Genomic DNA, 13,523 nt, shown 5'->3' with positions numbered 1-13,523 from the left:
GAACACTATGAATGCAAATGTGAAATCAATCAATTTACCCGAGGCAGTGAGTACCACACTCAATATTGACCAACAGGTTTTTAGACAAGGAATGTCGAATTTAGGTGCAGCTGTCAATGTCATTACTACAGCTGGTCTAGCAGGAAAAGCTGGCTTCACAGCTTCAGCTGTATGTAGTGTGACAGATACGCCACCAACATTGCTGGTATGTCTAAATCGATCAGCATCAGTATTTGAAACATTTAAAAGTAATCAGGTTTTGTGTGTCAATACTTTAAGCAGTAGTCAAAAGCATTTATCGAATGTGTTTGGGGGTAAAACTCCAATGGCAGAACGTTTCGAAAAGGGGGACTGGTCAACATTAGTCACAGGTGCACCTATTTTAGAAGGTGCGCTAGTGAGTTTTGATTGTGAAGTCGTACAAAGTTTATCGGTAGGCAGTCATGATGTTTTGTTCTGCCATGTAAAGGGGATGAAACAGCAAGCGGGTGAAAAAGCCCTCATGTATTTTAACCGCGCATATTGCGAGCCAGTTCCAATGGTCTAAAACAGCATGCTTGATCAGGAGAAGGTCGATGAGCACAAAAGAAACATGGTTTCCAAAATTTAAACCTTTCCAAGGAAATCTAGACACGACCGCAGTTCAAGTAGATGAGTACTTGCCGCCAGGTAAAAGTATGGTATTGGGGCTGCAGCATGCATTTGCAATGTTTGGAGCAACAGTACTTGCCCCTTTACTGATGGGTTTCGATCCGAATCTTACAATGTTTATTACGGGTATTGGGACAATATTATTTTTCCTAATGACTGGGGGGCGTATGCCGAGCTATTTAGGCTCGAGCTTCGCTTTCATTGGAGCAGTCATTGCAGTCACTGGTTATACCGGTGTTGGCTTAAATCCAAACTTAGGCTTAGCACTTGGCGGTACCATTGCATGCGGTATTTTGTACGCCTTGATCGGTTTGATCGTGATGAAAACTGGCACAGCATGGATTGAAAAATTGATGCCACCAATTGTGACTGGAGCAATTGTGATGATCATTGGTTTGCATTTAGCGCCAGTGGCGATCAAAAGTGTCTCTGCTAATCAGTTTGATTCATGGATGGCTCTAATCACGATTATTTGTATTAGTGTAATCGCCGTATTTACTAAGGGCATGATCCGTAGATTATTATTGCTCATTGGCTTAGTGGCTTCTTACTTTATTTATTTTTTACTCACCAATGTTTTGGGTTTTGGTACAGCGATCGATTTTACTAAAGTCAGTGAGGCAGCTTGGTTCGGTTTACCTACTTTTCATGCGCCAGTGTTTGAATTTAATGCCATGCTGCTTATTGCTCCCGTAGCGATCATCTTAGTTGCAGAGAATCTAGGACATTTCAAAGCGGTATCTGCAATGACTGGACGTAATCTTTCACCATATATGGGACGAGGTTTCTTTGCAGATGGTGTATGTACGACCTTGTCTGCATCAGTGGGTGGAACAGGAATGACGACATATGCTGAGAACATTGGTGTGATGGCGGTAACCAAAATTTATGCGACCACCATATTTTTATTTGCTGGCGTATTTGCAATTTTGCTAGGTCTATCACCAAAATTTGGCGCGGTTATTAATACGATTCCTGTCGCATTATTAGGGGGAGCTTCGATAGTTGTTTTTGGTCTGATTACAGTAGCCGGTGCTAAAATTTGGGTGGACAACCGCGTAGATTTTACCAAAAACAGTACTCTGTTGATTGCTGCTGTCACCTTAATTATGGGGACAGGCAATTATAGTTTACAAATTGGCAATTTTGATTTGGGTGGAATAGGGACTGCAACATTAGCGGCTATTTTATTGAATCTTTTCTTAAATCGAGAAGATAAGAATGCGCAAACAGTAGAGCTCGAAAACGAACCGCATTCAGCAGAAGCCACAGCACTCCCTAACACTCAAATTTAAGGTGAAATTAAAAATGAAAATTGCATTTATCGGTTTAGGTGCTATGGGATGGCACATGGCGAGCCATTTACCAAAACTAGGATTTGAAGTTTTAGTTTGGAACCGTAATTTTGAAAAAGCAGAAGCACATGCACAAACATTTGGTACTAAAGCGACCTCTGTCGATCAAGCAGTGAAAGCAGATTTTATTTTCAGTTGCTTACCCACCAGTGCAGATGTCGAACAGCTTATTGCTCAAAATTCTCCGGTCAAGGGGAGCGTATGGATCGACTGTACCAGTGGTGTACCTGTAAGTGCTTTAAAACTTGCAAATCAGTTGAAATTTAATGGTGTTGAATATTTAGATGCCCCCGTTTCTGGGCAAACTATAGGTGCTGAAAAAGGGACACTGACGGTAATGGTTGGAGGTGATTTCGATGCTTATAAGCGTGCAAAACCGATTATTCAGGCATTTGCAGGATTAATTGAATATGTCGGGGAGAGTGGTTCTGGATTTGCTGTTAAAGCGGTGAATAATACGTTGATGGCAACCCATCTATGGGCACTTGCAGAAGGATTGACGGTATTAAAGTCAAAAGGAGTAGATTTGAATAGTGCATTGAATTGTATTAATCATTCTAGTGGTAAAAGTTCAATGTCTGAAAATATTATGGCGCAACGTGTCTTGAGTCGTGCATTTCCAAAAACCTTCGCCTTAGATCTTTTACAAAAGGATATTGGAATTGCGACCGATCTAATTCAAGAGCAAGCGTTGAATTTGCCAACGATGCAACTTATACAAAATCAGTATATGCAAATTGAAAAAGTGAAAGCCCAAGATTCTGATTTTTCAGCTGTGGTTCAGGTGCTTGAACATCAATCTAAAATTGAATTAAGTTAAATCTAGCGTCCAAATACCTTAAATACCGCTTAATGTAGATTAAGCGGTTTATCTATGAATGCTCAATGAGATTAGCTTTGTTGATATTCATTAATGACTTCTAACGCGGCTCTAAATGCTTCTTGTGTAGCTGGAGCACCACAGTACGGCAAGCTGTGCAAAAGAACCTCTTGGATTTCCTCAACAGTTGCGCCGTTATTTAAAGCACCACGTACATGACCTTTAAGTTCTGTTGGGCTTTTTTGGGCTGTTAAAAATGCAATCGTGATTAACGAACGATACTTGCGTGGTAAAACGCCTTCACGTTGCCAAGTTGAACCCCATGCATGCTCATTAATCCAATCTTGAAGTGGTTGAGTAAATGGAACTGTATTGTCTTGTGCACGTTTGACAAAAGTTTCTCCCATCACTTCGGTACGAACTTTTAAACCATTTTCATAATCTTGTTTTGACATTTTTTTCCTCATAAAAAAAGCGCACCTTAAGATGCGCTATAGCATAAATATTAAGCTGGGATTTCAATCGCAATCGCAGTTGCTTCTCCACCACCAATGCAAAGCGCGGCAACACCTTTTGTTTTACCTAAGCGTTTTAATGCATGGATGAGAGTCAAAATAATACGTGAACCTGATGACCCCAATGGATGTCCGAGTGCACAAGCACCACCATGAATATTCACTTTTTCAGGATCTAAATGAAAAGCATCAATCGCTGCCATGGTCACCATCGCAAACGCTTCATTAATTTCCCACAAATCCACGTCTTCAACAGTCCAGCCCGCTTTGTTTAATACTTTTTCTATTGCACCAACAGGTGCGATGGTAAATTCTGATGGGTGTTGAGAGTGCGTTGCGTAAGCTTTAATCGTTGCTAAAGTTGAAAGTCCCTTTGCTGTTGCGAGTTCAGCAGAAGTCACTAAAAATGCTGATGCACCATCACTAATTGAACTGGCATTGGCTGCAGTAATGGTACCGTCTTTAGCAAATGCTGGGCGTAGCGTAGGAATTTTATCAATTTTTGCTGTAAATGGATTTTCATCTTGGGCAACGATGACATCGCCTTTACGTGAACTTACTGTAACGGGGGTGATTTCATCTTTGAAATAATTATTTTGAATCGCATTCTGAGCACGAGTTAAGGAGCGAATCGCGAAATCGTCTTGTTGTTCACGTGTGTAGTTTTTCTTATCTGCCATTTCTTGAGCAAGAATACCCATTGAATAGCCAGTTTCAGCATCTTCCAAACCTTCTTGGAACATGTGATCAATCACTTTGCCATGTCCCATACGGTAACCTGCGCGTGCTTTGTCCATGAGATAAGGTGCATTCGACATGGATTCCATTCCGCCAGCGACAATAATATTTGCCGAGCCAGCTTTAATGGCATCTGCAGCTTGCATCACGGCTTTCATGCCAGACCCACAGATTTTATTGATCGTTGTTGCACCTACATGATCTGGTACACCTGCAATTCGCATCGCTTGACGAGCAGGACCTTGTTTTAATCCCGCAGGTAAAACACAGCCCATAATCACTTCATCTAGTTGGTCTGCAGCAAGCTTAGATTGGTCAAGTACGGCTTTAATGACTTCAGCACCAAGTTGCGGGGCTGTTAAGCTTGAAAGTCCTCCCTGAAAGCTACCCATAGCGGTACGGCTACCTGCAACTAATACGATTTCTTGACTCATAGCGTTGATCCTTGTCCTGTAGTTTATATGATTCAAATGCGTGTCAATTTCATATGTTCAAAATTTAATGAAAGCTATTTTATTAGTTGTAATCACATTATCATAAAAAATGAATAAAGATTCATTATTTTGTTTTCATTTAATTTCGCTTATTTTGATGTTGTTTTCTATAACACCATAGTGGAATGAAATATAAAAAGTGGAATGAAAAATAAAAAACGACCCTTTAGGATCGTTTTTTCAGAAGCAATTGAGTGACTAGTATTGTGTAGAATTTGACAGAGCCTGAGCGTGAGGGTTCTCAAGTTCTAAACTCTGGTTAAGTTCAGTATCGAAAACATCAGTCAACATACTGTCAAAACGTTTAGCGTTATACGTAAGCAACTGATCAGCTTCAGCTTGAGTGATGAAATTCTCCTTAAGAGCAGATTCAATATGCTCTTCGAAAGTCAGACCTGTAAATTGGCCTTTAGATTCAGCCTTTTTAAACTTATTCCATAAATCTTCAATTTGAAGCAACATTTGGAATGTAGACTCCATGCGTCCATTGACATCATCGGGATTAGTGCTATAGAAGACATGTTTTTTTAATTCATCGCGGAAAGCATTTTCCTGAAGAATTAGTTCACCTAATTTAAGTTTCAAGGCATCCGATGGTTGAGTAATAGGACGACCAAAAGGGAAACAAATAAGTTTGACTAAACTTGCGGCAATTTTTACAGGGAAGTTATCAAACAGACCATAGAACGCTTCTTGAGATGCATATAATGCTTTCTCAAGTGCGAGTTTAGCATGCAGTTGTTCAGCTTCAGTACGTTGACCATTTTCATAAAATTTAAGAATTGCAGTCGCAATAAATAAATGTGAATGCATATCTGCTAATCGTCCAGACAGCATTTCTTTGCGTTTGATATCACCTGCAAGGAGGCCTAAGCACATATCTGCGACTAAGGCAAAATTAGCACTCAAACGATTAATGGTTTTGTAGTAAGGGCGACTGAAATCATCAGCCTTTACTGAGCCTTCTGTTGATCCGCCTATAAAACCATAAGCAAATGATTTAGCGGTTCGATTAAATGTATAACCCAAATGCTTATAAAGAATGTCATTAAAATCTTTTAATGCTGCATCTTTATTTTCGGCTTGTAAAAGTTGTAATTCTTCAAATAAATAGGGATGACAACGCATCGAACCTTGACCAAAAATCATCAGTGAACGACTCAGAATATTGGCACCCTCAACAGTAATCGAAACAGGGATCGCTTGGTACATGAGCGCCAAGAAGTTACGAGGACCCATTTGAATAGCACGCCCGCCCACAATGTCCATACTATGATTAACAATCTTACGCATGGTCTCAGTTGCGTAGTATTTTGCCATTGCAGTCATGACTGCAGGTTTACCCCCTTGGTTTAGGCCACAAGTCACTAGGTAACGGAATGCTTCGAGCATATAGGTATCGCTAGCGATATCACTTGAAACCTCTTGAACACCTTCGAATTTACCGACTGAAATTTTGAATTGTTGACGGACACGAGCAAAGGCGCCGACATTTAAATAACACATTTCACCTGCAGCTGTTGATAGTGCTGGAAGAGAAATACCGCGGCCAACTGCCAGACATTCCATCAGCATACGCCAGCCTTTACCTGCATTTTCTACACCACCAATAATCCAATCCAGCGGAATGAAGACATCTTTACCATCCACGGTACCATTCATAAATGGTGAACCTGGATTATGGCGTGCTCCTACAATGACACCTTCATGATCAGCTGGTAATAGGGCACATGTGATTCCGTATTCAGTTTTGTTTTTATCACCTAGTAAACCTTCAGGGTCATATAATTTGAAAGCTAAACCGACCACCGTAGCAACAGGGGCAAGTGTAATCCAACGTTTGGAAAAATTCATTTTTAGGCCAAGAACTTCTTGTCCTTCAAATTGACCATAACAAACCACACCTGTATCAGGAATTGCACCTGCATCTGAACCTGCTTCAGGGCTTGTTAAACCAAAACATGGAATTTCTTCACCTTTTGCTAAACCTGGTAAATAACGATTCTTCTGATCTTCAGTACCGTAGTGTAAGAGTAATTCTCCTGGACCTAAAGAGTTAGGCACCATACAACTGACAGCAGTGGTAAGTGAGCGCGAGGCAATCTTACTCATGATACGGCTTTGCGCAAATGAGCTAAATTGTTTACCGCCGTATTCTTTAGGGATAATTAACCCCAGAAAACCTTTGGATTTAATAAATGACCAGACTTCTTCAGGGAGGTCTTTACGATGATGGTGAATATCCCATTCATCCAGCATCTGGCAGAGCTGTTCGACTTCATGATCGATAAATGATTGTTCTTCTTCAGACAGTGTGGGGTACGGATACTGATCAAATTTCTTCCAGTCTGGTGCCCCCATAAATAATTCTTTTTCCCACCAACTGGTTCCTGCATCTAATGCTTCACGCTCGGTACTACTCATTGTTGGCATTGCATTGGCTAGAGCTTTATAGGCAGGTTGTGTAATAAATTTCATCCTTAACGTATCAATACTGACAATCAATGAAATTAGGATAAAAGGAATACCGAGTATCAGCGACCAAGGGCTGATCAACGCAACTAAAATAGATACGACTGTGAGTGTGATAGCCCCAGAAGTTCTTGAGAATTCGAAATAAAAAATAGCCCAGAGTGTTATAAATAGAATAATTAAACTGAGTATAAAAAACATTATGAACTGCTCCATTTATGATTTGGTCATGGAGCCAATACCCACAGTAAATTTAATCAAAGCACAAACATCAGATCTACAGCGATATTGGATCATGAAATGTGAAACGAAAGCGTTGAGTTCTAAAACGGACGCATATTAATACTTATATTGGATAAGATTGTTTGAAAAATATTCAAAATTCAAGCTGAAGAGAGATAAGAAATGTGTCAATAAGTAATTGAGAATTATAAAAACCACAAACAAAAAAGCCCTCATACGAGGGCTTTAAAGTAAGAAGAATTATGCTTCGATTGTTTGAACAGTAATTTTCTTTGCAGGATCAGCTTTACGACGAACTGCTGGTACTGGTTCGCCATAGTATTGACGATCAGCAAAATAACTTGAACGTACCATTGGTGCAGCCCAAATATTTTTAAAGCCTAATTTTTGCCCATGTGCTGTATAGCGTTCGAACTCTTCAGGTGTGACGAAGCGATCAATTGGTGCATGTTCTTTCGATGGTTGTAAATATTGACCAATTGTTACGTAGTCAACATCGTGTGCTTTGAGGTTATCAAGAAGTGCGAGAACTTCTTCTTCAGTTTCGCCAATACCTACCATCAAGCCACACTTAGTTGGAATATCTGGGCAGTATTCTTTAAACATTTTAAGAAGATTTAAGGAATGTTGATAGTCTGAACCTGGACGCATTGCTTTGTATAAACGTGGTACGGTTTCAATGTTGTGGTTAAACACATCTGGAGGACATTCCGTCATGATGCGTAATGCAACATCCATACGACCACGGAAATCAGGTACTAAAATTTCCAATAATGTATTAGGACTTAAAGCACGCGCTTCTTTAATACAATCAACAAAGTGTTGCGCTCCACCATCGAGTAGATCATCACGGTCTACAGATGTTATGACAGCGTATTTCAAACCTAAGTTTGCAATTGTCTCAGCCATGTGGCGTGGTTCATCTGGGTCTAATGCATTCGGACGACCATGTGCCACATCACAAAATGGGCAACGACGTGTACAAATGTCACCCATAATCATGAAAGTTGCTGTACCACCACCAAAACATTCGGGAAGATTTGGACATGCAGCTTCTTCACACACTGTATGTAATTTTTGTTCACGTAAAGTTGATTTAATGCGTTGAACCTCTTCTGGTGCAGCCATTTTGACGCGAATCCAGTCTGGTTTACGAGGTGCTTCAACCGTAGGAATCACTTTTACAGGAATACGTGCGACTTTCTCAGCGCCACGAAGTTTTTCACCCTGTACTGGTTTACGGTTTTCTGACATATTCAACGATTCCACTAATGTGTGACGGGAGGAAATATTAAAAATAGGTCTCTTATTATAGCGAATTTATGCATAAATTGGGCAAAAACGATATTCATAAAATAAATGTGGCTATCAAGCAATATATGGTATTGAAATACAGCAAATGTGTGCATTTTCAGTCATAATATAAGTTAGATAAATGAAGAGATAATTGTATAGGAGCATTGAATGCCGCGTAAGAAAGAGGTCGTGAGTGGAACCTTTGTCAAATATGATGCAGTCGTTTTAGGTTCAGGCCCTGCTGGTGAAGGTGCGGCAATGAAACTTGCCAAATCAGGCAAGCGCGTTGCAGTAGTTGATATGCGTGAACAACTTGGTGGTAACTGTACGCATGTAGGAACTATTCCAAGTAAAGCTTTACGTCAAACGGTTTCTAGCATTATCCGTTATCAACGTGATCCAATGTTCCAAAAAGTGGGTGATTGGAAACAATTCACCATGAAGCAAGTGCTTCGTAATGCGCATAAAGTGATCCAACAGCAAGTGGATACACACTCGCGTTTTTACGACCGTAACCGCATTGATATTTTCCACGGTCGTGCATATATCCAAGATCAAAATACGGTGGTGATTTTCACGCCTGAAGGTGTGAAAGAAACGATTATTTTTAAACAGTTGGTGATTGCGACAGGTAGTCGTCCATATCGTCCTTCAATTTTAGATTTCAATCACCCACGTGTGTTTGATTCTGACAAAATTTTAGATCTAGATTTTTCAATTCAAAAAATCATTATTTATGGCGCTGGTGTCATTGGCTGTGAATATGCATCTATCTTTATTGGCTTAGATCACAAAGTTGATTTGATTAATACTCAGCATAAATTACTGAGCTATTTAGATGACGAAATTGCTGATGCATTGTCATATCACTTACGTGAACAAGGTGTATTGATTCGCCACAATGAGCAGATTGATCACTTAGAAACATTTGATGATCATGTGGTGTTGCATCTTGAAAGTGGCAAGAAAATTAAAGCTGATGCAATTCTATGGTGTAATGGTCGATCTGGTAATACAGATGGTCTTGGCTTGGAAAATGTTGGCATCAAACCAAACAGTCGCGGACAACTATCAGTGAACGAGCAGTATCAAACTGAGGTTGAAAATATTTATGCTGCGGGTGACGTAATTGGTTGGCCGTCTCTAGCTTCAGCTGCATATGACCAAGGTCGTTGTGCTGGCGCGATTATGAGTGGTGAACAAGGTATCCAACCTGTGGTTGATATTCCTACTGGTATTTATACCATTCCAGAGATTTCATCAATTGGTAAAACTGAGCAGGAATTAACTGAAGAAAAAATTCCTTATGAAGTTGGTCAGGCGTCTTTCCGTCACCTTGCTCGTGCACAAATCACGGGTGATACAGTGGGTGAGTTAAAGATTTTATTCCATCGCGAAACCCTAGAAATTTTAGGTGTGCATTGCTTCGGTAATAATGCTTCTGAAATTATTCATATTGGTCAAGCCGTGATGAATAGTCCGAACAACACCATCAAGTATTTTGTTGAGACAACGTTTAACTACCCAACGATGGCTGAAGCTTATCGCGTAGCAACGTTAAACGGGATGAATCGCTTGTTCTAAGGCAACGTGATGACAAAAAACTCGCAAGTTCAGGCTTGCGAGTTTTTTTATTTTTGCATTTAAGTTTGATCTTTAAATTACAAAATACAATAAAGCTCCATAGCTAACAAAGCTCGCTACTAAAGAGATGATGACAGGAATTTTTGATCTCAGTAAAAGAATGACAATGCCGATAAAAATAAAATCATAAATTGAATGTAGATGTTTTTCAGCCATTTGAGCAATTAAACAGAGTAGTAATCCGATGACCGCTGCATTAATAGCAGCGACAGCTGCTGCAATCTTTTTGTTTTTGACCCATTTTGACCAGTAAGGGAGCGTGCCGAAAATAAGCAGAAATGAGGGCAGGAAAATTATACTGGTTGCAATTGCAGCGTTAAGTAAAGGCGATGCGGTAAATCCTAAATATGTGCCAACGTATCCTGCAAAGCTAAATAAAGGGCCTGGAATAACTTGAGCAAATGCATAGCCTAAGTCAAATTGTTCCGCAGTGATGTGTTGAGTAAGCACAAAATCTTCATACATGAGTGGCAGGATGATATGACCGCCCCCAAAAACCATTGAAGCAGTGTGATAAAAGCTTTCTAGATTTCTAAGCAAGCTTGATGAATAGATAAATTGCAGCGCAGGAAAAATAATAAATAAAGTGACAAACAGGATGAGCCAGAGATAATGATACTTTTGATATGCCTGAGTGGTTTTGATGTGCGGTGATGGCTGAGATTTTCCTTTTTTTGTAAATGCTAAGCCAATGAATCCAGCCACTAAAATTAAGAAAATTTGACTATAGCTCCACTGCGCAAAATAAATAAAAAAAGCAGAACTCAGCATCAGGACATACTGCCAAATTTCAGTACAGAAGCTTTTGAACATTTGTAAAAAAGCCCAAATGACGACGGCTATTACAATCAAATGGATGACGTGAAAGAGTTCAAGAGGTATATCGGAAAAAAAATATTGACCAAAAATAGCAAATGAAGTCATTAGAATGAAGGCAGGTAATGTAAATCCTAACCAAGCAATAAAGCCCCCCCAATATCCTTTGGAGAAATATCCTATCGATAACCCCACTTGACTACTGGTCGGACCTGGCAACAATTGCGCTAATGCGACCAATTGTCCATATTCATGAGAGCTTAACCATTTGAGTTGATCAACAAAAGTGCGATGAAATAACACCAAATGCGCTGCAGGACCGCCAAATGAAATACATCCTAATTTAAGAAAAATAAAAAATAGTGCTGATAAGCTAACTTTAGGAAAATTATCTGATTTCATTTAGTAATCGTACGATGTTTTTGAACTAAGTCTAATAGGCGATTATGACAAGTATTTGAAATGAATGAAGGAGTGATGAGGGGTAAGCCTTATCTTGAAAATGATAAGGCTTGTGGATGTTAAATTAAGCAAAATTTCCATTTCTGAAATCATCAAATGCTTGCACGATTTCTTCCTGAGTATTCATGACGAAAGGACCGTGGGCAACAATGGGTTCATTCAATGGTTCACCACTTAAGCAAAGAATTTTCGCCGTACGATGAGCAAATATTTCGACCTGTGTTGATTTTGGGTCAAGATAAAGCGTTTGCATGGCTGTATAGATCTGACCATCAATCTCAACTTCTCCATCAAGGATGAAAATCAGATGATTCCAGTTTGGCATAAGGTTTAATGGAAGGCATGCTCCATGATTAAGTCTAATGTCATAAACATTCATGTTGCTAAATGTTTGAGCTGGTCCTTGATAAACAGTTGAGCCGATTTGATATTGACCAGCAATAACACGAATCTTGGTTTGCTCATCGTGAGATAAAACTTCAGGAATATTTTGCTCAGTCAATTCCTGATATCTCGGCTCAGTCATCTTGGCATGCTCTGGTAGATTTACCCAAAATTGAACCATATCCAAAACTCCGCCAGTTTTTGCAAAAGCTTCCGAATGGTGTTCTTCATGCAGAATACCTTTACCTGCGGTCATCCATTGCACTTCGTTTGGACCAATTTTTCCATGATTGCCTTTTGAGTCACGATGCTCTAATTCGCCGTCATAGACAATCGTTACCGTTTCAAAGCCACGGTGAGGGTGTAAACCAACACCGCGTTGGTGGTGACTTGGAGAAAATCGATATTGACCTGTATAACCCATTACCAAGAATGGGCTGGTATGATTTCCTATTTCATGCATGGGTAACATGGAGTTTGTTGGAAAACCATCACCCACCCATGTGCTTCGATCGCTGGTATAGACTTTCTGAACTTGTGTCATTTGTATTCCTCTATATATCGTTCTAATCATGATATTGAGGTATATTGATGAGATTACAGGGCGATTCTCTCAACAGATAATTCCAAAAATGAAACAATTATGCAAAATTTAAATGATTACTACTATTTTGTGCAAGTCGTTAAATATCAAGGTTTTACTAAGGCAAGTGAAGCTTTAGGTATTACAAAATCTAAGTTGTCTCGTCATATTTCAGATTTGGAAAACCGTTTACACGTAAGATTATTGCAACGAAATACACGAAAGTTTGCCGTAACCGCAGTTGGTCAAGAATTTTTTGAATATTGTATTAAGATTTTGGATCAAGTGGAGGCGGCAGAAAATTTTGTAGAGCAAAGTTTGTCGAGCGAGCCTTCAGGTTTAATTCGAATCTCGTGTCCAATTGGTTTGGTTGAGTTTCCGTTGGGTAATATGATTGCTAAATTCATGCAACATTACCCACGTGTTCAAGTTCATCTGGTCGCAACAAATCGTAAAATTGATCTCATAGAAGAGGGGATTGATTTGGCTGTGAGGGTGAGAAATTTACCACTTGAAGATAGCGACTTGATTGTACGAGAGCTTGATGCTTGGCAACATGTGTTAGTGGCAACGCCTGAATTAATTCAACAGATTCATGAGCCTATCCATTTGGATAACCTTGCACAACTTCCGAGTATAGGTTTTCATGTCCCGAAATCGATTTGGAGATTTCAATCTAAAGTTGACACAGTTAATCAGTTTCAAGAAATAGAATTCTTTCCAAGACTCAAAACTGATAATTTTGCCGCCATGAAATCTGCAGTGTTGAACAGTGTTGGAATAGCATCATTACCTAGAGTGTTTGTATATGAAGAGCTTAATCAAGGCACTCTTGTAGAATTAGTCCCTGAATGGGAGTTGCCACGTGGCGTTATTCATGTTGCCTATACATCACGACAAGGCATGATGCCTGCCGTGAGATGTTTATTAGATTATTTAATTGAGGAGTTTAAAAAACTGAGCTGTCAAAACCATGAAATTATATAAATTAATGTGCGCAAAAAGCTTGGTTAAAATATGTAAATAAATCAGGAGTGTTCATCCACAAAG

Annotated in this window: 11 protein-coding genes; 5 read left to right on the top strand and 6 right to left on the bottom strand. The window is 39.6% G+C overall.

Annotated features, from left to right (window positions below; genetic code table 11):
• The first annotated feature begins 7 nt into the window (after nt 1-7).
• From rutF to AC1M9K_RS03270, 3 genes are read left to right on the top strand one after another with little or no spacing between them, the layout of a single operon-like run.
• Nucleotides 8-547 (top strand): NADH-dependent FMN reductase RutF, encoded by a 540-nt coding sequence (rutF, locus tag AC1M9K_RS03280; protein WP_481588490.1) that lies wholly within the window; start codon nt 8-10, stop codon nt 545-547.
• A 28-nt stretch (nt 548-575) separates the two neighbouring features.
• Nucleotides 576-1,946 (top strand): pyrimidine utilization transport protein G, encoded by a 1,371-nt coding sequence (gene rutG / locus AC1M9K_RS03275; protein ID WP_481588489.1) that lies wholly within the window; start codon nt 576-578, stop codon nt 1,944-1,946.
• Between the two features lie 13 nt (nt 1,947-1,959).
• Nucleotides 1,960-2,826 (top strand): NAD(P)-dependent oxidoreductase, encoded by an 867-nt coding sequence (locus AC1M9K_RS03270; RefSeq protein ID WP_481588488.1) that lies wholly within the window; start codon nt 1,960-1,962, stop codon nt 2,824-2,826.
• A 71-nt stretch (nt 2,827-2,897) separates the two neighbouring features.
• Here AC1M9K_RS03270 and AC1M9K_RS03265 read toward each other — a convergent pair whose 3' ends face one another.
• From AC1M9K_RS03265 to lipA, 4 genes are all read right to left on the bottom strand, one after another.
• Nucleotides 2,898-3,281, bottom strand: a complete 384-nt coding sequence (locus AC1M9K_RS03265) for a carboxymuconolactone decarboxylase family protein (protein WP_179998434.1) — start codon at nt 3,279-3,281, stop codon at nt 2,898-2,900.
• 50 nt (nt 3,282-3,331) lie between these two features.
• Complete coding sequence (locus tag AC1M9K_RS03260; protein WP_481588487.1) at nt 3,332-4,513, bottom strand: thiolase family protein; 1,182 nt, start codon at nt 4,511-4,513, stop codon at nt 3,332-3,334.
• A 258-nt stretch (nt 4,514-4,771) separates the two neighbouring features.
• Nucleotides 4,772-7,246 carry an acyl-CoA dehydrogenase gene (locus AC1M9K_RS03255; protein ID WP_481588486.1) on the bottom strand — a complete coding sequence of 825 codons (2,475 nt, stop codon included), beginning with the start codon at nt 7,244-7,246 and terminating at the stop codon, nt 4,772-4,774.
• A gap of 282 nt (nt 7,247-7,528) precedes the next feature.
• Nucleotides 7,529-8,542 (bottom strand): lipoyl synthase, encoded by a 1,014-nt coding sequence (lipA, locus tag AC1M9K_RS03250; protein ID WP_481588485.1) that lies wholly within the window; start codon nt 8,540-8,542, stop codon nt 7,529-7,531.
• Between the two features lie 210 nt (nt 8,543-8,752).
• Here lipA and sthA point away from each other — a divergent pair, with 210 nt between their 5' ends.
• Complete coding sequence (sthA, locus tag AC1M9K_RS03245; protein WP_035265673.1) at nt 8,753-10,168, top strand: Si-specific NAD(P)(+) transhydrogenase; 1,416 nt, start codon at nt 8,753-8,755, stop codon at nt 10,166-10,168.
• Between the two features lie 72 nt (nt 10,169-10,240).
• Here the strand turns inward: sthA and chrA are convergent, their stop codons facing one another.
• Nucleotides 10,241-11,446 (bottom strand): chromate efflux transporter, encoded by a 1,206-nt coding sequence (gene chrA, locus AC1M9K_RS03240; protein WP_481588484.1) that lies wholly within the window; start codon nt 11,444-11,446, stop codon nt 10,241-10,243.
• Between the two features lie 124 nt (nt 11,447-11,570).
• Nucleotides 11,571-12,434 (bottom strand): pirin family protein, encoded by an 864-nt coding sequence (locus AC1M9K_RS03235; protein WP_481588483.1) that lies wholly within the window; start codon nt 12,432-12,434, stop codon nt 11,571-11,573.
• Nucleotides 12,435-12,533: 99 nt separating this feature from the next.
• Between AC1M9K_RS03235 and AC1M9K_RS03230 the strand changes: the two genes are divergently transcribed.
• A complete protein-coding gene (locus AC1M9K_RS03230; RefSeq protein ID WP_481588482.1) occupies nt 12,534-13,460 on the top strand; it encodes a LysR substrate-binding domain-containing protein in 927 nt (308 codons plus the stop codon).
• The last annotated feature ends 63 nt before the right edge of the window (nt 13,461-13,523 follow it).

This window comes from Acinetobacter sp. 24-47-67 (assembly GCF_056779735.1).
The sequence above is the reverse complement of the archived record's forward strand: the minus strand, read 5'-3'. Positions and strand labels throughout refer to the sequence as shown.